Origin of the sequence: Hydrocarboniphaga effusa AP103 (assembly GCF_000271305.1) — a bacterium.
GTDB lineage: Bacteria > Pseudomonadota > Gammaproteobacteria > Nevskiales > Nevskiaceae > Hydrocarboniphaga > Hydrocarboniphaga effusa.
Genome location: NZ_AKGD01000003.1, coordinates 620,052 through 640,242, shown reverse-complemented (window position 1 = coordinate 640,242; position 20,191 = coordinate 620,052). Strand labels below are relative to the sequence as shown.

Sequence of the window (20,191 nt, the reverse complement as noted above, 5' to 3'; positions counted from 1 at the left end):
AAGATTCTTATTGCTGTCCAGGCTTGTCAACGCATACGCAGCGGCCGAGAAACGCATGCAAGTGTTGGCTGCCGCTAGAATTCCAGCCCCGCCCCCACGCCAAGGATCACCCGATGAGCAGCCCTCTCAAGTTTTCCGACCTCGTCGCCGAGGCCCGCAGCCGCGTTCGCGAAATCCGCCCCACCGAACTGGCGGCCGAACTCGCGGCCACGCCGGGCGCCAAGCTCATCGATACGCGCGAGGAAAGCGAATTCGCCGCCGGCCATCTGAAGGGCGCCGAGCACATCGGCAAGGGCGTGATCGAGCGCGACATCGAAACCAAGTATCCGGATCGCAGCACCCCGCTCTACCTGTATTGCGGTGGCGGCTCGCGCTCGGCGCTGGCGGCCGACAACCTCAAGCGCATGGGCTACGACAAGGTCGTCAATGTCGATGGCGGCTGGCGCGCGCTCAAGGATCTGCTGCCGGTCGAGTAAGCCGCCGCCGATCGCCATGACGTCTCCGGCGCCCGCCAATCCGAATCTGCAACCCGCCCGCTGGCGCTTCGGCGACAGCGAGCTCGACGAGTTTCGCCTCGAGATCCTGCATCTCGGCGATGTCGTGCCGCTCGAGGCCAAGGCGCTGGAGCTGCTGCGCCAGTTCGTGCGCCATCCGGGCGAAGTGCTGACCAAGGACGAGCTCATGGAGGCCGTCTGGCCCGGCCGCGTGCTCAGCGAATCGGTGCTCGCTCGCGCCATTTCGCTGCTGCGCAAGGCGCTGGGCGACAGCTCGCAGACGCTGATCCGCACCGTGCACGGCTACGGCTATCGCTTCGACGCGCCGGTCGAGCGGCTGACGCCGGTGAAGACGCAATCGGCGCCGACGCTGCATCTGCAGGCCGGGCAGAACCCGCCGCTGCGTCCCAACTGGCAGCTCGTCGAGCGGCTCGGCGAAGGGCGCAACGAAACCTGGCTCGCCGTGCACGACAAGACGCGCGAACGCCGGGTATTCAAGTTCGCCGGCGACGGCATCGGCCTGTCGACGCTCAAGCGCGAGATCACGCTGCAACGCCTGCTGATCGAAAGCCTCGGCGACCAGGCGGCGGTGGTGCCGGTGCTCGACTGGAACCTGCAGGAAGCCCCCTACTTCATCGAAACCGAGTGGTGCTCGGGCGGCAGCCTGGAGCGCTGGCTCGCCACCAACGCGCAGGCACCCGTCGAGACGCGCATCGATCTGGTGGCCCAGGCCGCCGAAGCGCTCGCGGCCGCGCACGCGGTCGGCGTGCTGCACAAGGACGTCAAGCCGCAGAACCTGCTGATCGTCGAAGCCGGCAGCGAGCCGCAGGTCCGGCTCGCCGATTTCGGCAGCGGCCTGCTGATCGACGACACGCGCCTGCAGAGCCTGTCGATCACCCGCCTCGGGCTCACGCGCAGCGACGACGAGGCCAGCAGCGGCTCCGGCTCGCTGCTGTATCTGGCGCCCGAAGTCGTCACCGGCCAGCCGGCCACGCTCAAGAGCGATGTCTATGCGCTCGGTGTACTGCTGTTCCAGCTCATCGTCGGCGACCTTCGCCGCCCGCTCGCTCCGGGCTGGGAGCGCGATGTCACCGACCCGCTGCTGCGCGAGGACATCGCCGCCGCAGCCGAACTCGATCCCGCGCACCGGCTGGCCGATGCGGCCGCGCTGGCGCAGCGCCTGCGCGGACTCGACGAGCGACGCGCTCAAAGGGCGGCCGAAGAAGCTGCTCGCGTGCAGGCCGAGTATGCGCAGCAGCAACTCGATCGGCTCCAGGCCCGGCGCGGCTGGCAAATGGCAGCGGTCGGTATCCTGGCCATCGGCCTTGCCGTGAGCACATGGCTCTATCTCGATGCACGTCGGGCGCGCGATCAGGCCAGGCTCGCGCAGGCCGAGACCGCAGCCGTCAACGATTTCCTGCAGCACGACCTGCTGGAAGCCGCCGATCCGCGCGGCAACGACCGCAGCGACATCAGCGTTCGCGAAGTCGTCGAAGCGGCGGCACGACGCATCGACTCCGGCATGGAGCAACCGCAGCTCGAAGCACGCGTGCGCATGTCCTTGGGAACGGTGTTCGTTGGCCTGGCGCAGTTCGAGCAAGCGATCACGCAGTTCCGCAGCGCGCTCACGCTGCTTCCGGCGGACGCCTTGAAAACACGGTGGGAAGCCCAAGTGCAACTGGCCGACGCGATGTCGCAGCTCGATCGCTACGAGGAATCCCGCGCGCTCTATCGCGAGGCGCTGGCCGAGGTCGAACGGGCGAAAATGCCTGAACTCGCCTTCGAAACCCGCGTCTACCTGGCCGAGTTCGAACGCGTGCTAGGCCATGCCGAAGATGGCCTGGCCCAGCTCGACGCGCTCGCGCCCGAGCTGGCCCATATCGACCCCGACTCTGACGCCGCTCTGCGCTATGCCGTCATTCGAGGCGATCTGCTCGGCGAACTCAATCGTCCGGAAGCCGTCGAGGTCTACCGCGCAGCCTTGCCACGCTTCGAGCGCGTCAAAGGCCGTTACGCCAACAACACCACCAATCTTCGCCGCAACCTGGGCGGCGCTCTGGCAACGCAGGGCCAGGATGCGGAGGCCGTGGCCATCCTCGCCCCGCTCTACGTCGATATGCAGCGCATCTATGGCCCGACGCACATGGAAACGCTGGCCACCATCAACCAGCTGACGCTCGCGCTGCAGCATTTGGGGCAGCTCGACCGCGCCATCGAACTGCAAAGCTTCGCCATCCAAGCGCTGGTCGAGCGCTACGGTGAACAGAACTCCCACGCCATGCAGCAGCGCGCCAACCTGGCCACGATGTATGCGAACAAGGGCGATCACGATGCAGCGCTGGTGTTGTACCGTGCGATCTACACGACGCAGAAAGCGGTGCTGGGCGAGGATCGCCGCGAAACGCTGACCACCGCACACAACATCGCCCGCAGCCTGCAAGACCTCGGCCGCTGGAGCGAGGCGCTCGAAATGCAGAAACCGATGTCGGCACTGGCCCATCGAGCGCTCGGCGACGAGCACTTCCTGCCCTGGGCCATCGATCTGGCGATGGCGCGCAGCCAAGCCATGCTGGCTCAGTACCCCGAGGCACAAGCATTGCTGTCCAAGGCGAGCGAACGGCTCGAATCCCTGCTCGGAGCCGATCACCGCTACGTCCAGCGGGCGCACGAGTACGCTCTGGAGATCGAGCAGCGCAAAGCTCAAGGTCTTTCTGCAGTCAAGCCATAGCATCGGCTGACCCCATACACATAAAACCCCGGCTACCTGAGGCAGCCGGGGTTTATGGCAACACGCTCAGCCCTTGGTCTGCGGCCTCACGATCACGCTCTCGAGATTGGCCTTGACCTCGTGCGCATTGAACGCCTTGGGATCGTTGGCCGGCTTCTCGCCCTTGAACACGAGAATGTTGGCCTGGGCCTGGTATTCCGTACGCGGAATCGAGGTGCCCGTGCTGCCTCCCCAGCCCCAACCCGGTCCGCCCCAGGGCCCCCAGTAGTACGAGCCGAAACCGCCGCCGAAGGTCTGCGAATAGCTGGTCTGTGAATCGGTGTTGTTGTCGGCGAGCACGAAGTAGTCGTAGCCGTTCTGCAGCGTCACCTCGGCCGAGCGGTACAGCAGGTAGTTCTCGACCGTCTGCCGCGGGGTGATCGAATTGCCCGCGAAGGTGATCTTGTAGCGGTTCGATTCGAGCCGCTGCTCGGCATAGCCGCTCCCGCTCTTGCCCACCGGCTGATATGGCGTCGCGGTTGCGCAAGCCGCTAGCGCCAAGGCAAGGCTGGTTGTGAGTGCGCCGGAGAAGAAGGTACGCATGGAGAACTCCTGAGAAAGCTTTTCGTCGCTGTGGCGGAAGTGCCATGTGGCGATTATCTGACAGCGCCAAGCTGCCCGGGGTTTCGGTTCAGCTGCAATTTAGTTAGCGCCCGCTACGCCATCATGGCCCGCCATGACCATACGTTACGGCCACGACCTCCATCTCGGATTCACCGCCGGGCAGCAGCACCTTGAACACATCGCCTTCGGCCTTGCCGAGCAAGGCTCGCGCGAGCGGCGAATCGACGCTGATGTCGCCCGGCGCTATCCCGACCTCGTCGGGCCCGACGACGCGATAGTGCCGGCTGTCGCCGGCTTCGTCCGCGACCTCGACACGCGCTCCGAAGAACACGCGCGAGGTCTCGTCGGGAACGCGCTCGACCACTTTCAGATCCGGCAGCCGAACCTGCAGGTAGCGCACGCGCCGGTCGATCTCGCGCAGTTCCTTCTTGCGGTACTGATACTCGGCGTTCTCGGAGCGATCGCCCTCGGCCGCCGCTGCGGCCAGGGCTTTGACCACTTCAGGCCGGCGCCGGCTCCAGAGCTCTTCGTATTCGGCACGCAGGCGCGCATAGCCTTCGGGCGTGATGTACAGCGAGGATTTTTCGTTCGGGGGACGCCAGCGGCTCATCGGTTTTTCTGTTTCAGACTTCGGGCAGATCGTCGGGAACGAAGAAGTCGACCATGAACTTCGTATTGCCCGGCACCGCAGCATAGCGCGAGAAATCACGCACGCCGACATCGAACAGCACCAGATCGTCGATGCAGAAATTGCCCGTGAATTCGCGGCTGGGCCTGGACAGGATCACGTGCGCCGCGTCGGCCATGATCTCGGGCGTGCGCGACTGCTTCATGAGCGCATCGCCGCCGATCAGGTTGATCGCGGCGGTGGCGATGGCCGTGCGCGGCCACAGCGAATTGGCGGCGATGCCGTCACGGCGAAACTCCTCGGCCCAGCCGAGCGTGCACAGGCTCATGCCGTACTTGGCCATCGAGTACGCCACATGCGGAGCGAACCACTTGGTCTTCATCTCCAGCGGCGGAGACAGCGTGAGAATGTGCGGGTTGGCCGATTTCCTCAGATGCGGAATGCAGGCACGCCCGACCAGATAGGTGCCACGCGCGTTGATGCCGTTCATGAGGTCGTACTTCTTCATGTCGGTTTCGAGCGTGCCGGTCAGCGAGATCGCGCTCGCGTTGTTGACGAGAATGTCGATGCCGCCGAAGCGCTCGACGGTCTTGGCGATCGCGGCCTGCACCTGGTCTTCGTCGCGAATGTCGCACTGCACGGCCAGGCCCTTGCCGCCGGCCTTCTCGATCGCCTCGACGGCCGTGTGGATCGTGCCTTCGAGCTTGGGATGCGCCTCGGCGGTCTTGGCCGCGATCGTCACGTTGGCGCCGTCTTTCGCGGCGCGCTCGGCGATCGCCAGGCCGATGCCGCGGCTGCCGCCGGTGATGAACAAGGTTTTTCCCGCCAACGGCTTGTCGTTCGTGCTCATGTACGTCTCTCCTCAAGTGGGTGTAGGCAAATTCGGTTCTAGGTTCGGCCGCGGCTCGCCGTCCTGCAGCATCGCGGTCGCGCGCGCGAGGCGTTCGGCCTGGACCCGGTTCAGGTTGCGGAACACGGTGGCGGCGATACGCGGATAACGCCGGCGCAGGCGTTCCAGATCCTGCGAGTCGAAGCGCAGCACGCGCAATGGCGTCGCCGCCAGCACATTGGCCGTGCGCCGCTGGCCGAAGTATCCCGCTTCTCCGAGCACCGTTCCTCGCCCCAAGCGGGCAAGGACTTTTTTCTGGCTCGCCTGATCGATCCAGACTTCGATCTCGCCGTCGACGATCACGTACATGTCGCGCGCCTGGTCGCCCTGGCGGATCACGGTCGCGCCGGCCTTGTGGCGCTCGAGCCTGGAAATGAGCGCGAATACCCTCGCCTGCCGCAGCGAAAGCCCGGCCAGCAGCGGAATGGTGTGCTGCGGCGACTGGCCGAGGTCGACTCGCAGAACGTCCCAGAGCGTAACGATCTTGAGCTTGGTGGCCAGCGCCGGCGTCAGCGTGATCTCCGACACCCAGGCGACGAACAGCGTGAACGATGCGAGCAGGCCGAACTGCACCTGGCTGCGCAACTCGCTGCCCGCGAACATCAGCAGGCCCGCGCACAGCGCGAGCGTGTTGAGCGAAGTCGGCCGCAGCGAATGCGCGAGCGCCGCCTCCATCGCCTTGCGTTCGTTGCCGAGGCTGCGCGCCAGGCTGTTGAAGCGCGCGAGAAAATGCACGGTGTCGTCGACCGCGATGCCGAGCACGATGCTCGCGATCAGGCTGTTGGTCGGGTTCAGCGGAATATCCAGCAACCGCAGCAGGCCGAAATACACCGCAACCGGCAGCAGGTTGGGCAGCAAGGCCCAGAGCCCGGCGCGAGGCGACATGAACATGAAGGCGAGCAAGGCCCAGATCACGAAGCTCGCGGCCGCGAGCGACACCCATTGCCCGCTGCCGATCGCTTCGACCGTGCGCGTCGCGAGCACCGAGCTTCCGGTCAGCTGGCCGTTGAGCGCGGGCGGCAGCTCGCGCAGGCGCTGCTCGGTGCGCTCGACGAAGCGCGCGATCTCGGCCGAATCGTTGACGTTGAGCCGAACCGAGATCAGTGCCTCGCGATAACGCGGATCGACGAAGCGGCGAATCTGCTCGCCTCCGCCGAAGACCAGCAGCTGCTTGATCGCAGCGGCCGAGTCGGGAATCGCATAGGCCGCCGCATCGCCTTCGCTCATGCTCTGGTTGATGAGCTTGACGTGATCGACGTACGAAACCGCGGCCCCGACTTCGGGCTGCTCGCGCAGCCAGCTCTGCAAGCCATCGATCGCGTGCAGCAGTTCGGGCTGCGTCAGCGCATCGTTGAGATGGCTGTCGATATGCACCGACACCAGATTCGCGCCGTTGAAGATGCGGTTGATCGCCTCGTAATCCTGCCGCGCCGGATGGCCCGCGACGAAGCCCTTGACGTAGTCGGTGCCGATCGGAATGCCGGTGGCGAGCCACAGGTCGAACGGCACCATGATCAGCGCGACCAGGATGATGCGTCCGCGCCAGCGCGTATCGAAGCGCGCGAGAATCGGAGCGAAGCGCTCCGCAAGCCGCTGACCGAGCTGGCGATGCTCGCGACGCCCGCAGTGCAGCACCGCGAGCATCGCCGGCATGAAGAACAGCGTCAGCACGAACAGATACGCCACGCCGAGCACCGACAGCCAGACGAACTGCTGGATCGCCGGCAGCGCGTTGAACAGCAGCGCTAGAAAGCCCGCGATCGTCGTCGCGGTGGCAAGCAACAGCGGGGCCGCGAGTTCGCGCATCACGTGCTGCGTGCGCTTGCGGCGCTCGTCCGGCGTCTGCGCGGCTTCGGCGAAAAAATCGGACAGCAGGTGAATGTTGTAGGCCAGACCGAGCGTGATCACGAGCGGCGGCGTTATCACGGTGACGACGTTGAGCGGGATGCCGAGCGCGGCGGCGCTCGCGAGCGTCCACACCAGCGCGGTGCTCACGCAGACCAGCGCCGCGAGCGTCGCGCGCACCGAGCGGAACGCGAACAGCAGCAAGCCGACGATCAATGCGTAGATGGTCGGGATGGTGAACGACAGGGTGTCGATCAGTGCGGTGGTCGTGGCACTGCGGATCACCGGGGCGCCGGTGACCCGAATCTCGGCGCTGCGCGTCTGCTCGGCCGCGAGCTGTCGGATGCGATCGGCGTAATGCTCGTGCAGGAAGCGGGTTTCGTCGACGCCATCGAACGAGATCACGAAAGCGGCGTAGCGCCCGTCGTCGGAGACCAGGCTGCCGCGATAGATCGGGTTGGCCTTCAAGGCCTGCTCGAGCGCTCCGACACTCCGCGGATCGGCCGCGGCCTGTTCGGTGAAGCTGCCCACTTCGATCTCTTCGCCCGTGGCGAGCAGATTCGGCGCCGTTGCGATCGAGAACACCGAGGCGACGCCACCCAGTCGCTTGAGGGCATCGCTGAGCCGCGCGATCGCCGCGAGGTTCTCGGGCGTCCAGACCGGATCGAAGCGCACCGCGAGCAGCACCGCATCGGTATCGCCGAAGGTCTGCCGCAGATGCTCGTAATTGAGGCGATCGGTGTCGTCGGCCGGCAGCAGCTTCTCGGTCGACGGGTCGATGCCGAGCCGCAGCCGACCGTGCCCGTCGAAACACGAAAGCGCGGCGAAAACCGTGATGATGGCCACGAGCAGCAGCGGCACCCAAGGCCAGCGTGCAATGCGTTCGGCGATGCGCTCCAGCAAGGCGTTTGTCTTCTAGTTCGCGAGCTGGAAGCTGCGCGGGTTGAAGTAGTTGTTCGCCAGCGAGTCGAGACTCTTCACGCCCGAGAGTTCGATCTGCGTGCGCGTTCCGCCGCCGATGTCCTCCATCAGCGCCTTGCTCGCATACCAATGCGACCCGGCCTGCTTGAGATCGGCCGGCCTGACCGTGTAGCGCTTGCGCACCTGCTGTTCGCCGATGAACTCCACCTTGAGCGGCACGCAGCTTTGTCGATCGACCCAGCTGCGGATACCGCTGAATTGCGATTGCTGCTGCGCGTCGGGCGTCAGCATCAGCACGACGCTCTCGCGTTTTTCGTAGGCCTCGGTCTTCTCGAGTTCGATCGCACCGCCGACGAAGGCGCTGTGGATCTGCTTGATGTCGGCATACGAGATGTCGGTGCCGAACAAGGGCGCATCCTGTGTCCCGCCGACGATGCGCCGGGTCTTGTTGAGCGCCGGCAGGAACACGTACATCGCGTCCTGCTCGCCGGGCTTGCCTTCGCGCAGCAGGTACGCGGCTCCACGCAGGTCGAGCGGCATCTCGATCTTCATCATGCTGCGCAACTGGCCGTTCTCGCGCGCGGCGAACAGCCGGCCCTGCAGCTTGCGCTCGCCGCCATTCCTGTCGATCGAGTTCAGGCTGAACTCGCGCACCTGCATCGCGGCCGGCACATTGGCTCGCATGCAGCTTTCGATCTCGGCGACGCTGGGCTCGGCCGCGTACGCCGCGCCTCCGAACAGCATGGTCAGGACCGCCAGCGCGGCCTTGGTCGTCTCGTATGCTCGCATCGCTCTCCCCGGCGCTCCGCTTTTGCGCGACAGCTTAGCCGGTTGGCCGCGGACGATCTCGAACCGCCGATCAGGTGCCCGTGACTCGCGCCGCCACGCCAGCGATCGCCGCTTCGAGCGCGGACAGCGGAGCGGCGGAGCCGGTCTGGTAGACCGCCACCACCAGCGGAGGTCGAGCGCCGGGCGGCCAGTAGACGCCGATGTCGTTGGTACTGCCGCGCGGACCGGTGCCGGTCTTGCTGGCCAGGCGCCAGCCTGCGGGCAAGCGGGCGCGGAGCCGGCGGTCGCTGGTCTGGGTCGCCTCCATCCAGCGGCGCAACTGCGCGCGACTCGCAGCCGACAGCGCATCGCCGAGCAACAGCGTTCGCAGCAGGCCGGCCATCGCGCGTGGGCTGGTGGTGTCGCGCGGATCGCCCGGAAGGGATTCGTTGAGCGTCGGCTCGTTGCGATCCAGGCGTGTCACGGAATCGCCGAGGCCGCGCACGTAGCGCGTCAGCGCGGCCGGGCCGCCGAAGCTGTCGAGCAGCAGATTGCCCGCCGCGTTGTCGCTGACGCTGATCGTGGCGGCGCAAAGCTCCGCGAGCGTCATGCCGTCGCCGCGTACGTGCTGCTCGGTCACCGGCGAGTGGGACAGCAACACCTCGCGCCCGAAGCGGATGCGACGTTGAAGCTGCTCCTGGCCCGCATCGACACGCTGCAATACCAGCGCGGCCGCGACCCACTTGAAAGTGCTGCACATCGGAAAGCGCTCATCGAGCCGATGCCCGGCCAGGCGACCGCTGCCGGTGTCGAGCACGGCCACGCCGAAGCGGCCACCGACCTCGTCCTCGATGCCGCGCCACAAAGCCTCGCCATCGCCGTCGCCCTGCACCGGACGCTGCGCGGCCAGGCCGGCCAGCGGCGACAGTGCGAAGCCGGCCAAGGCCAGGCCGCGCGCGAACTGTCGACGCTTCATGTCGCGGGCGCGCTCGCGGCGTCGAGCGCGGCGATCTGGTCTGCCGTCAGGCGCAGCCGGACCGAGCGGATCAGGCTGTCGAGCTGGCTCAAGTCGGTGGCGCTGGCGATCGGCGCCGTCACGCCTTCTCGCTGGATGATCCAGGCCAGCGCGACTTCGGCCGGCACCGATCCTTGCGACTGCGCCACCGCATCGAGCGCCGCCAGAATCCGGTGGCCGCGAGCATCGAGATAGTGAGCGACACGCGGCCCGCGCAGGCTTTTGGCGAGATCGGCCTGCGAGCGATACTTGCCCGACAGGAAGCCCGAAGCGAGGCTGTAGAAGGTGATCACGCCGATCTGCTCGCGCATCACGAGATCACGCAAAGGCCCGTCGAACCTGGCGCGATCATAGAGGTTGTATTCGGGCTGCAGCGTCTCGTAGCGAGGCAGGCCGTGCCTGGCAGCGGCATCGAGCGAGGCGACCAGCTGTTGCGCATCGAGGTTGGAGGCTCCGATCGCGCGAATCTTGCCGGCCTTGAGCAGCTTGTCGTAAGCGGCGAGCGTTTCTTCGTGTGGCGTTTCCGCATCGGGCTTGTGCGACTGGTACAGGTCGATGACGTCGGTCTGCAGCCTGCGCAAGGAATCTTCGACCGCACGCTCGATCCAGCGCGCGGACAAGCCCACGCAGCCCTCGCCCATCTTCATGCCGACCTTGGTCATCAGCAGCACTTTGCCGCGCTTGGACGGATGGGCCTTGAGCCACTGTCCGATGATGGTTTCGGATTCGCCGCCGCGATTGCCGGGCACCCAGTACGAATACGAATCGGCGGTGTCGATGCCGTTGAAGCCCGCATCGACGAAAGCATCGAGCAGATCGAAGCTGGTCTTGCGATCACATGTCCAGCCGAACACGTTGCCGCCGAAAACCAGCGGCGCGACTTGCAGGCCACTGCGGCCGAGCGCTCGCATTTCCATTTTCGGTCTCCTCGAGTTTCCCGGTGGCCGGACGGCACAAGGCCCGCATGGTAGCGGGCCTTGGCTGCGAACGTCCGACGATGGTGAGCCCGCCGTCAGGCCTGCAGCGTACCGCCGTAGATCGAAGCGCCATGAAGCGTGGGCACCGGAGCGCCGGGTGCGCCCGACTCCACATCGGGCTCATTCTCGCCCAAAGCCGACTTGTAGATCGCAACGCAGGCTTTGGCGAGCTCGTCGGTGGCATCGAGCAGGCGGCCTTGCGCCACCTCGGGACGATGCGCGAGCGCGATCGGAATTTCGGTGCAGGCCATCACCACCACACTGCAGCCACGGTCCCACAGCTTCTGCGCCTGGCGCATCAGCGGCTCGATGGCCTCGGCCGTGCAACCCGCCTTGACCAGGCCGATCGCGCGCATGACTTCGTGCTGATCGTCGCCCTGCGGCTGCAGGCTGCTGAATCCCCGCTCCGCCAGATGCTGCGAATAGATTCCCGCCGCGAGCGTGCCGTGAGTCGCGAGTATGCCGATCGGGCCGCGCGCCTTCGCATTCGGCTCGCGCTCGAGCACGTCGCAGACCACTTCGACGATATGCAGGATCGGCAGCGACGTGACCGCCTGCAGCGCTGCATGCCAGTAGTGTGCGGTGTTGCACGGAATGGCGATGCGTGTCGCGCCGGCAACTTCGAGGCGGCGCACGGCAACGATCATGTCGGGTAGCGGGTCCGGACCGTTGCCGAGGATGTAAGCGGTGCGATCGGGAATGTTGCTGGCCGAGCAGACGATCATCGGGATGTTTTCCTGATCGGTATCGGCGCCCGTGCAGTCGATCACTTTTTCCATGAAGTCGACCGTTGCAGCCGGCCCCATTCCACCCAACACGCCCAGCATCAGCAATCTCCTCATTCGGCTCGCTACGATGCGCTCGAGCCAAGAGAGGGTCCAATGCCTTCTCAGCCTGGGTTATGCGCCTCGAACATAGGTTTGGCAACCAGCGCGGAAGCAGCATTCCACACCGCATCGACGGCCCCCCGACGACGCTCCAATGCGCGATAAAGCCGAATCTCCAACGCAGTTTCCGCGCCGAAAGTCACCAGTTCTCCGCGTTCGAGCTCGACTTTGACGAGACTGCGCGGAAGCCAGGCCGCACCATGTCCTTCGAGCGCCATGAACTTGAGCGCTTCGGCCATCGCGTTCTCGCTCGTGTGCACGATGGCGGACTCCAGGCCGGACATCGCTTGCGCATACGTGGCGACGCGACCGAGGAAGGAGTTGCTCGCGTAATCGAGAAACAGCGACGACTCCTCCGGCAAGCGCGGACTGCGCACTGCGACGAGCGCATCGGTGCCGACGACCAGGTATGGAAACTTGGACGGATCGAGCGTAACCGGCGCACAGGGATGGTGATACGTGAGCAGGAAGTCGTAACCGTTCTCGGCGATCGCCTGCAGACAATTGTGGAAATCGTCGGCGAGCAGGCGGCTGCCGATCGAGCCCGTCGCTTCTTCGATCTTGCCGAACCAGCGCGGGAAGAACGTCAGCGCGAGCGTGTGCAACGCGGCCATGCTCACGCTGCGACGACGCGTGCGATTCTCCGCGGTCAGGTCGGCTCGCGCGGTGCCGAGCAGCTGGATGATCTCCTCGGCGGTTTCGCGAAAACGCCGGCCCGATTCGGTCAGTGTCGTCGGATACGTGGTGCGATCGATCAGCGGCGCACCGAGCCACATTTCGAGCGCCTGTATGCGCCGGCTGAACGCCGGCTGCGTCACGTGACGTTCCTCGGCCGAACGCGAAAAGCTGCGCGTTTCGGCCAGGCTGACGAAGTCTTCCAACCACTTGAGATCCATGGCGCCTACTCATAAACCGGAAACTGTCCGATGAAACGATCTTACCGAAGCAGACCGCGAGCGAAAGAGTGTTTCCCTAGGTCGCCGCGACCGCAGATTGCGAACCTCGTCCGACGCCCATGAACTCGAAATCGCAGTCGGGCACGCGTCCGTCGACGATCTCCGCGACGGCTCGCCCGGAGCCGCAGGCGTGCGTCCAACCCAGCGTTCCGTGGCCGGTGTTGAGATACAGATTGCGAACCGCGCTGCGACCAACATAGGGCACGTTGCCCGGTGTCGCGGGGCGAAGCCCGGTCCAAAAACGTGCATGTTCAGGCTCTGCGACGCCTGGAAAAACTTCGAGCGTGCGATCCAGCAGTGCCTTGCAGCGCACCGCGTTGAGTTGCATCGAATAGCCGTTGAATTCAGCGGTTCCCGCGATGCGCAGGCGATCGCCGAAACGGCTGAAAACGATCTTGTGCGCTTCGTCGGTAAGGCTGATCGTCGGCGCCTTGGCCGGATCGGCGATCGGCAAGGTCAGCGAATAGCCCTTCACCGGATAGATGTCGAGCGAAACACCGGCGGTCTTCGCGAGCTGCGGACTGAAGCTTCCGAGCGCGATCACGTAGGCATCGGCCCGTTCGAGTTGGTAAGCACCGTTCTCATCAGCCAATTCCACGCCGACCAGTCGATCGTCCTGCCGATGCAGGCGCTGCAGCCTGACGCCGAAACGAAATCGCACACCGCGCTGTTCGCACAAAGCAGCGAGTCGATTGGTGAACAGATACGCGTCGCCGGACTCGTCCGCACTCGTGTAGGTCGCGCCGGCCAACTTGGGGCGGATGTGTGCCAAGGCGGGCTCGATACGCAGCAGCTCGTCGTTGTCGATCACGCGCCGCTCGCAACCGAGTTCGCGCATGACGCGAGCCGCGGCGAGCGCTGCGTCGAATTCCTTCGCACCGGTGTAGTAGTGCAGGATGCCGCGTTCGAGATGCTCGTATTCGAGGCCGGTTTCCGCTCTGAGCGCCTGCAGGCTTTCTCGACTGTAGGTGCCCAGTCGAACCAGCTGCGCCATGTTGCGCCGTGTCCTGGCGGCGCCGCATTCACGCAGAAATTTCAAACCCCAAGCCCATTGCGACGGATCGGCTCGAAACCGGAACAGCAAGGGCGCATCTTCCTTGCCGAGCCAGCGCAGCAACTTCAGCGGCGCGCTCGGGTTGGCCCAGGGTTCGGCATGGCTGACGGATATCTGCCCACCATTGCCGAAGCTGGTTTCGCGCGCAGGGCCCGCATTGCGATCGAGCACCACGACTTCGTGTCCCGCCTTGGACAGATACCAGGCGGAAGTCACACCGAGGACTCCCGCCCCCATGACGATGATCTTCATCCGGCAAAAACCTCTGAGTCTGCGGTGATCGGCGTAGCGAGCGGAAACGCAGCGGCCGACTCAGAGGTTTTTCTTGAAAACCGCTCCTCTTCAGCCAGCCAGCGTGTACAGGCGCGCCATGTCGGCGCTGCCGTCGGTGGCCTTGACTTCGGCAAGCGTCTTCTTGGCTTCGGTCTTCTTGCCCGCGAGCAACTGAGCATAGCCCAGATGCAGCTTGGCCTGATCGGCTGATTTGAGCCCGCCCTTGGCGATGCCCTGCTCCATCAGCGCGATGCCCTTGTCGAAATCACCGTAGGCGACGAGATTGAAACCCGTCGCGACGAGCGCATCGCCCGTGGCCTGCGCGGCAGCGGCCTTCTCGCCTTCCGCGAGCGTGGCCTTGTCGTCGGCGAGCTTCTTGGCGACGAGATCCTTCAGGCGCTGGTGACGCGAAGCGTCCGCGCCTTCTCCGAGCAGCTTCTTGGCATAGCCCTCATCGACGAAAGCCTGCGCTTCGCCCGGGAAACCGGCCTGCAGAGCGAGCTGCGCGGCCTCCATGTAATCGCCGGTCTTCTGCAGCGTTTCGGTGCGCTTGCGCAAGCGATAGACGTCGAGCGTGAGATTCGGCGAGAAGCCCGGTTTGTTGCTCGTGCGCAGCGTCAGATCGAGCCAGTAGTCGGGCTTGGGCGTATAGGTGACGATCTTTTCGAGTGCCGCCGTGTACGCAACCATGTCGTTCTGCTTGAGCGCGCACGAGGCGAGCAATTGCAGCTGCGTATCGGTCGGGCGCTTGCCCGCCGCCTCCAGCGACTTGATCTGGCTCGCGAGTTCGACGCCGGCTTCCTTGTACTTGCCGGCAAGGTACAGGCTCTGAACGTACAGGCCGAGCGTTTCGGCGTTGCTGCCGCCAGCGGCCTTGTACTTCTCGATGGCTTCGGCAGTCTTGTTGTAGTCCTTGCTGGCGTACGCGATCTTCACATAGGCATCGTACTTCTGCAGCTTCTCGGCGGGCGGAAGCTCGGGCGATTCGAGCACTTGTTCGAAGGCCGTCAGCGCGGTCTTGTAATCACCACCGCCGAGCGCGGCCGAAGCCTTGAGGCTGTTGATGATGTACGACTCGTACGAGGTCAGCTTGCCGACGGCTTCCGCCGCGTTGATCTTGGCCAGCGCGCCCTTGTAATCCTTGGCCTGCAGCGCTTTTTGCGCCTCCTGCAGCGGAGCGCCGACTTCGGCGCGCAGGCTCTGCTTCTCGGCGGCGAACGCCGAGCCGATAAAAGGCGCCTGGACGGCCAGCAGGAATACAAAAGCCGACAGGCGAATACGGTTGGAGTGCGTTTTCATGGTCATCAGGCTCACATGAATTGTTCGTTGCCGACGATGCCGATCTTGGTCACGCCGTTGCGCTGTGCGCTGGCCAGGACACCCGCAACGTACTTGTATTCCACGAGCTTGTTCGGACGAATGTGGAACTCGCTCTGGGCCGCTGCATCGGCATGACCTTCACGACGGAAGTTCGCTTCGAGCGTGCCGCGGTCCATCGGCGAGCCGTTCCACAGGATCGTGCCGTCGAAGTCGATCTCCAGGTCCACTGCCGGCGGCGGCGGCGCATCCGACGGCGGGCTGTTCGCCTGCGGCATGTCCAGCTTCACCGCGTGCGTCTGGATCGGGATCGTGATGATCAGCATCACCAGCAGCACCAGCATCACGTCGATCAGCGGCGTGGTGTTGACGTCGACAACGACTTCCGGATCACCGGAGCCACCGCCGCTTCCTACGTTCATACCCATTGGGATTGCTCCGTTCGATTTGATTGGTCCTCTCTCCCGCTTGCGGGAGAGAGTCCCTTGCGTGAGCAAGGGGAGAGAGGGTTCGTCTGAAAAGTGAGCGCACTTTCCGATCAGCCCCTCTCCCGGTGCTTCGCACAATCTTGTTGCTTAGCCTCTCGGCGGCGGTTCGAGAATGAACCCGACTTTCGCGATACCCGCGCGCTGGCAAGTCACCATCACTTGCCCAACAGCCTGGTAGCGACTCGTCTGATCGCCGCGAATGTGAACTTCCGGCTGCGGCACCTTCACCGCTTCCACCTTCAGCTTCTCGAACAAGGCGTTCGTGTCTGCAACGCGCGAGACGTTCCAGTACATGTTCCCGTCCTTGTCGATCGCAATCACGATGTTCTCGGGCTTGGTCTGCAGCGCCTGGTTGCGCTCGTTCGGCAGCTTCACCGGCACCGTCTGCGTCACCACCGGAATCGTGATCAAAAAGATGATCAGCAGCACCAGCATCACGTCCACCAGCGGCGTGGTATTGATCGCGGAGACAACGGCGTCTTCGCCTTCGTCGTCTCCACCTACTTGCATCGCCATCGGAAAAGTTCTCCGAACTTTTGGGGAATCTGGAATGGGGCCTTGGGAATCGTTGAAGCGGGATCGCGCAGCCGTTCATTGGCTTTTACGATTCCCGACCCTTCACTCCCGATTCCCGAGTTCCGGTTCCCGGATAAAAAGTGAAGGACAAGCCGTTTGAGACGTGGGGAGAGTGAAACTCGCCTCGCGTATCTTGCCCTTCACAACCTGGGACCTTACTTGTTGCCGACGCGGGTGCCGGACAGCAGGACCGAGTGCAGGTCCGCGCTGAAGCTGCGCACCGTCTCCATGCCCGCCTTGTTGCGGCGAACCAGCCAGTTGTAGCCCATGACCGCCGGCACGGCGACCGCCAGACCGATGGCGGTCATGATCAGCGCTTCACCGACCGGACCGGCGACCTTGTCGATCGAGGCCTGGCCGCTGATGCCGATGGCCGTCAGCGCGTGGTAGATGCCCCAGACCGTGCCGAACAGGCCCACGAACGGAGCGGTCGAACCCACGGTGGCGAGCACGGCGAGGCCGCCCTGCAGCTTGCTCTGGATTTCGTCGACCGCGCGATTGATGCTCATCGTCACCCAGCTCGACAGGTCGATCTGCTCGACCAGCGTACCTTCGTGATGCTGGCTCGCGGCGACGCCACGATCGGCGATGTACCAGAATGGCGTGCCCGTCTTGACCTTGGAGAGACCTTCGGCGACCGACTTGCTGGTCCAGAACGTGGCGTTGGCTTCCTTGGCCTGCTTGAACAGCTTGGTCTGGTCGATGAGCTTGACGATCATGATGTACCAGGTCGCACCCGACATGATCAGCATCAGCACCAGAACACCCTTGGCGACGAAGTCGCCCTGCGCCCACAGCGCGCCGATCCCATAAGGGTTCTCGACGGCGATGGTCTCCTTGTCACCGGCGGCCGGAGCTTCGGCAGGAGCGGCGGTTTCGGCAGCGACCGGCGCCGGAGCGGCCGTTTCGGCAGGCGCTTCGGTGGCCGGAGCTTCGGCGGGAGCGTCCTGCGCCATCAGCGCCGTCGGCAGCAACACGGTGGCGCTCAGGATCAGCGCCTTGAGAGAGGCTTTGAACAACATCGAATATCTCCAAATGATAGGAATCAGGACTGCGTGTCAGGACTGCGGCTTGAACGTGTACTTGAGCGGGGCCCAGCTCGGCTCGGGTTTGCCGTCGACGGAGCCCGGCGTGAACCGGCAGCGCGACAGCGCCTGCTGAGCAGCCTTGTCGAGACGTTCGAAACCGCTGCTCGTCTCGATCCGGCTCTCGGTCACCTTGCCGTCGACGCCCACCAGCATCTGCAGCACCACGGTTCCGGCTTCACCCAGGCGCTCCGAGACCGGCGGATATTCCGGCTGACGGCAGGCGCTGGCCTTGACGACGGGCGCAACGCGAACAGCGGGCTTGGGGGCGGCGACCGGCGGCGGGGCCGGCGGAGGCGGCGTCGTCGACACAGCGGACAGCGTGTTCTGTGACGGCGGCGGTGGCGTCGCGATATTGATTTCAGGCGGGGGCACGAACGGCGGCGGCGGAATGTCGAGATCCGGCGGAGGCGGCGGCGGTGGCGGCTCCTCTTGCGGAACATCGTCTTCGAGGATCTGGGTTTCGATCGGCGACGGCAGCACTTCGATCGCCTTGCGAGCCAGACCCGACACGAGACCCCAAACCAGCAAAACGTGAAAAAGCACCACGCCCACGATGCCGTACAACCGCTTCTTGGGGTCTTGGCGTTTGCCAAATTCCATCATTTAACTCCTGCATGGCGGAAAGCGAAGAGTGCTTTCCCAAAGGTGCTTCACAAGCCGTCGCCGCTCCTACGGGTGGGCTCTGTTATTTCTTCCGCTGTTTTTTGGATGGATCACATAAATCGCAATGATGAAAAAATTTTAATCGGGTTCTGATGTGTGCTTTCACACTCAGGGCCAAATGAATCGTGACAGCCAGAAGATAGGGTTTCGGCAGCCCTCTATCAAATGAATTGATCGACTGCCGACATAACTCGAAGTTATGTATTTCTATCTCAAACTTTTTTAACAAAAATAGAGTGATCGCGTTACAGGTTGACGAACGCGATCAACATGCGGAGCAGGGCGCCACTGCGGCTTGCAATTATATAGCCTTGTGGCACCCCGACCTTCTGGGCCCCTTGCTACGGATACGAGATGTTCTTTCCATACGGATAGAACTTCTTCAGGTCGAGATGCTTGTAGTCGAGCGCGTCGAGCCTCACGGTGCCGACGAAGGGCTGGTCGGGCTCCACCAGCAGGATCGTCTTGGCATAACCGCTGTCGTAGTAGCCGCGACGGAAATGCACGCGCGACTTGATCGCGATCGCCTTGAAGCTGTCCGGGTTGATGCCGATGTCGAGGAAAGCGTCCGGCTCGGTGTTCTGGTGCAGGTACGGGCTGATCACGAGCACGTTGCCGTCACCGAACTTGACGCTGACCCAGAGCTGCGAAGCCGCCGCGCTGACGCGTCCGTCGCGCCGCCCGCCCGAGCCACCGCTGACTGTGTTGACGGTGCCGACGATGCGCACCGGCTCGCCGGCCGAAACGTCGAGCTTGCCGCCGACCAGCATGTCGAACTTGTCGCCGACCTTGACGCCCTTCTTGCGCAAGGCTTCGATCGTGTCCTTGTCCGCGACCGTCGCGATCAGCGTGTTGCTGAGCTTCTGGTCGATGACTTCGCGCAACAGCCAGGTCGCCGCACCGGAGCGGTCGCTGTGGTCGGCCAGTACGATCGGCGTCTTGCCCGCTTTCATCGCTTCCTTGGCCTTGGCCACGCCCTCCTTCATCGACAGCACCTTGGTGGCGTAGAACTCTTCGCGGCGACGCCACGCGGTGAGCGCCATGTCGTCGGCGATCTTGTTCGCGAGCTCCGGATCGCCATTGGTCATCACCTGGAAGGTCATGCCGGCTTCGGCCGAATCCATGAACGCGAAGCCGTAATAGAAGCTCACGTAGACGTCGGGCAGACGCGCTTCCCAGACCAGCGCGCGCTGCACCATGTCCATCCATGGCGACTGGCCAGTCCACTGCAGCACCGACGGCGTGATCATCGGCGGCTTGCGCGTGGCCGTGGTCGGCTTGTAATCACCGCGGGCGCAGCGGATCAGCGCACGCGCCATGCGCTCGCCCTGCAGGTAGTAGTCATAGTGCGGGTAATACTTCACGCAGAACGCGAGATTGGCGTGGCGCAGGAACTCCGGATCTTCGTTGCCGTGCGGGTCGAAGGTGCCTCCGATGAAAGCCTTCGGTCCCACCACCGCGCGCACGCGCCGGGCGAGTTCGGCTTCCGGGCGCTCCACGCCACGAACGCCCATCGCACCGTGCAGTGCGAGGTAGACGCAGTCCCACGGCCCCTGGGCCTTGAGCTCATCGATCATCTTGTTGACGAAATGATCGTAGGTGGTCTTGTCGATCCAGCCCGAGGCCGAGCCGGTCTTGGGCATCAGCGGCGATTCGATGCCGATGACTTCGACGTTCGCATGTTCGCGCGCCACTTTGACGAAGCCGCCCATCGCCCCTTGCGGGTCCGAAGACAGCAGGGCTTCGCCGCGCGCGGGCGAGCCTTCGTAGATGAAATCTTCGAGCGTGGTGTCGTACGGCAGGAACGTCACCGTCTCGTGCACGAAGTAGATCGCCGCGATCCGCAGCGGCTTGGCCGATGGCTTGGACGAGGCCGATTTCTCGGCCGCCTGCGCCGTGAACCCCAGCGAAACCCCAGCCAGCGACGCCGGGCCGATGGCCTTGATGATTTCTCTTCGAGTGATCTTCATGCTGCTCCCTTGTACTCAGTGACGTAGTTTCAGAATGGTTCGAACCGCACG

The 20,191-nt window shown here is 64.4% G+C and carries 18 protein-coding genes; 2 read left to right on the top strand and 16 right to left on the bottom strand.

Annotation, left to right across the window (positions count from 1 at the left end; all coding sequences use genetic code 11):
- Positions 1-113 precede the first annotated feature (113 nt).
- Together WQQ_RS19130 and WQQ_RS23310 are read left to right on the top strand one after the other, a co-directional pair.
- On the top strand, positions 114-476 hold the full coding sequence (locus tag WQQ_RS19130; RefSeq protein ID WP_007186910.1) for a rhodanese-like domain-containing protein: 363 nt from the start codon (positions 114-116) through the stop codon (positions 474-476).
- Positions 477-492: 16 nt separating this feature from the next.
- Positions 493-3,222, top strand: a complete 2,730-nt coding sequence (locus WQQ_RS23310; protein ID WP_007186909.1) for a protein kinase domain-containing protein — start codon at positions 493-495, stop codon at positions 3,220-3,222.
- Positions 3,223-3,288: 66 nt separating this feature from the next.
- Here WQQ_RS23310 and WQQ_RS19120 read toward each other — a convergent pair whose 3' ends face one another.
- The 16 genes from WQQ_RS19120 to WQQ_RS19045 form a co-directional block, all read right to left on the bottom strand.
- Positions 3,289-3,804, bottom strand: a complete 516-nt coding sequence (locus WQQ_RS19120) for a CC0125/CC1285 family lipoprotein (protein WP_040454889.1) — start codon at positions 3,802-3,804, stop codon at positions 3,289-3,291.
- A 121-nt stretch (positions 3,805-3,925) separates the two neighbouring features.
- Positions 3,926-4,435 (bottom strand): transcription elongation factor GreB, encoded by a 510-nt coding sequence (gene greB / locus WQQ_RS19115; RefSeq protein ID WP_007186907.1) that lies wholly within the window; start codon positions 4,433-4,435, stop codon positions 3,926-3,928.
- A 13-nt stretch (positions 4,436-4,448) separates the two neighbouring features.
- Positions 4,449-5,303: an SDR family oxidoreductase gene (locus WQQ_RS19110; protein WP_007186906.1), complete on the bottom strand. Its 855-nt coding sequence runs from the start codon at positions 5,301-5,303 to the stop codon at positions 4,449-4,451.
- 12 nt (positions 5,304-5,315) lie between these two features.
- Positions 5,316-8,090: an MMPL family transporter gene (locus tag WQQ_RS19105; RefSeq protein ID WP_007186905.1), complete on the bottom strand. Its 2,775-nt coding sequence runs from the start codon at positions 8,088-8,090 to the stop codon at positions 5,316-5,318.
- A 12-nt stretch (positions 8,091-8,102) separates the two neighbouring features.
- Positions 8,103-8,897, bottom strand: coding sequence for an outer membrane lipoprotein-sorting protein (locus WQQ_RS19100; RefSeq protein WP_007186904.1), 795 nt, complete (start codon positions 8,895-8,897; stop codon positions 8,103-8,105).
- 70 nt (positions 8,898-8,967) lie between these two features.
- On the bottom strand, positions 8,968-9,852 hold the full coding sequence (gene bla, locus WQQ_RS19095; protein WP_007186903.1) for a class A beta-lactamase: 885 nt from the start codon (positions 9,850-9,852) through the stop codon (positions 8,968-8,970).
- On the bottom strand, positions 9,849-10,808 hold the full coding sequence (locus WQQ_RS19090) for an aldo/keto reductase (protein WP_007186902.1): 960 nt from the start codon (positions 10,806-10,808) through the stop codon (positions 9,849-9,851). The genes bla and WQQ_RS19090 overlap by 4 nt, the downstream gene beginning before the upstream one ends.
- A 95-nt stretch (positions 10,809-10,903) precedes the next feature.
- The gene (gene cuyB / locus WQQ_RS19085; RefSeq protein WP_007186901.1) at positions 10,904-11,695 is read right to left on the bottom strand and encodes a cysteate racemase; all 792 of its coding nucleotides are present in this window, start codon (positions 11,693-11,695) and stop codon (positions 10,904-10,906) included.
- A gap of 62 nt (positions 11,696-11,757) precedes the next feature.
- Positions 11,758-12,651, bottom strand: coding sequence for a LysR family transcriptional regulator (locus WQQ_RS19080; protein ID WP_007186900.1), 894 nt, complete (start codon positions 12,649-12,651; stop codon positions 11,758-11,760).
- Between the two features lie 76 nt (positions 12,652-12,727).
- Positions 12,728-14,017, bottom strand: coding sequence for a D-amino acid dehydrogenase (locus WQQ_RS19075; protein ID WP_007186899.1), 1,290 nt, complete (start codon positions 14,015-14,017; stop codon positions 12,728-12,730).
- A 90-nt stretch (positions 14,018-14,107) separates the two neighbouring features.
- Positions 14,108-15,337: a hypothetical protein gene (locus tag WQQ_RS19070; protein ID WP_040455119.1), complete on the bottom strand. Its 1,230-nt coding sequence runs from the start codon at positions 15,335-15,337 to the stop codon at positions 14,108-14,110.
- Positions 15,338-15,348: 11 nt separating this feature from the next.
- Complete coding sequence (locus WQQ_RS19065; RefSeq protein WP_007186897.1) at positions 15,349-15,783, bottom strand: ExbD/TolR family protein; 435 nt, start codon at positions 15,781-15,783, stop codon at positions 15,349-15,351.
- A 147-nt stretch (positions 15,784-15,930) separates the two neighbouring features.
- Positions 15,931-16,359, bottom strand: a complete 429-nt coding sequence (locus tag WQQ_RS19060; protein WP_007186896.1) for an ExbD/TolR family protein — start codon at positions 16,357-16,359, stop codon at positions 15,931-15,933.
- 215 nt (positions 16,360-16,574) lie between these two features.
- The gene (locus WQQ_RS19055; protein ID WP_007186895.1) at positions 16,575-17,441 is read right to left on the bottom strand and encodes a MotA/TolQ/ExbB proton channel family protein; all 867 of its coding nucleotides are present in this window, start codon (positions 17,439-17,441) and stop codon (positions 16,575-16,577) included.
- Between the two features lie 36 nt (positions 17,442-17,477).
- The gene (locus WQQ_RS25135) at positions 17,478-18,107 is read right to left on the bottom strand and encodes an energy transducer TonB (RefSeq protein ID WP_040454888.1); all 630 of its coding nucleotides are present in this window, start codon (positions 18,105-18,107) and stop codon (positions 17,478-17,480) included.
- Positions 18,108-18,511: 404 nt separating this feature from the next.
- Positions 18,512-20,017 carry a M81 family metallopeptidase gene (locus tag WQQ_RS19045; protein WP_040455117.1) on the bottom strand — a complete coding sequence of 502 codons (1,506 nt, stop codon included), beginning with the start codon at positions 20,015-20,017 and terminating at the stop codon, positions 18,512-18,514.
- Between the last annotated feature and the right edge of the window lie 174 nt (positions 20,018-20,191).

Coding starts and splice junctions, on each gene's coding strand:
- WQQ_RS19060 (WP_007186896.1), bottom strand. CDS start 16,359: ATGGCGATGCAAGTAGGTGGAGACGACGAAGGCGAAGACGCCGTTGTC.
- cuyB (WP_007186901.1), bottom strand. CDS start 11,695: ATGCTGGGCGTGTTGGGTGGAATGGGGCCGGCTGCAACGGTCGACTTC.
- WQQ_RS19090 (WP_007186902.1), bottom strand. CDS start 10,808: ATGGAAATGCGAGCGCTCGGCCGCAGTGGCCTGCAAGTCGCGCCGCTG.
- WQQ_RS19100 (WP_007186904.1), bottom strand. CDS start 8,897: ATGCGAGCATACGAGACGACCAAGGCCGCGCTGGCGGTCCTGACCATG.
- WQQ_RS19055 (WP_007186895.1), bottom strand. CDS start 17,441: ATGTTGTTCAAAGCCTCTCTCAAGGCGCTGATCCTGAGCGCCACCGTG.
- WQQ_RS23310 (WP_007186909.1), top strand. CDS start 493: ATGACGTCTCCGGCGCCCGCCAATCCGAATCTGCAACCCGCCCGCTGG.
- WQQ_RS19075 (WP_007186899.1), bottom strand. CDS start 14,017: ATGAAGATCATCGTCATGGGGGCGGGAGTCCTCGGTGTGACTTCCGCC.
- WQQ_RS19110 (WP_007186906.1), bottom strand. CDS start 5,303: ATGAGCACGAACGACAAGCCGTTGGCGGGAAAAACCTTGTTCATCACC.
- WQQ_RS19130 (WP_007186910.1), top strand. CDS start 114: ATGAGCAGCCCTCTCAAGTTTTCCGACCTCGTCGCCGAGGCCCGCAGC.
- WQQ_RS19080 (WP_007186900.1), bottom strand. CDS start 12,651: ATGGATCTCAAGTGGTTGGAAGACTTCGTCAGCCTGGCCGAAACGCGC.
- greB (WP_007186907.1), bottom strand. CDS start 4,435: ATGAGCCGCTGGCGTCCCCCGAACGAAAAATCCTCGCTGTACATCACG.
- WQQ_RS25135 (WP_040454888.1), bottom strand. CDS start 18,107: ATGGAATTTGGCAAACGCCAAGACCCCAAGAAGCGGTTGTACGGCATC.
- bla (WP_007186903.1), bottom strand. CDS start 9,852: ATGAAGCGTCGACAGTTCGCGCGCGGCCTGGCCTTGGCCGGCTTCGCA.
- WQQ_RS19065 (WP_007186897.1), bottom strand. CDS start 15,783: ATGGGTATGAACGTAGGAAGCGGCGGTGGCTCCGGTGATCCGGAAGTC.
- WQQ_RS19120 (WP_040454889.1), bottom strand. CDS start 3,804: ATGCGTACCTTCTTCTCCGGCGCACTCACAACCAGCCTTGCCTTGGCG.
- WQQ_RS19070 (WP_040455119.1), bottom strand. CDS start 15,337: ATGAAAACGCACTCCAACCGTATTCGCCTGTCGGCTTTTGTATTCCTG.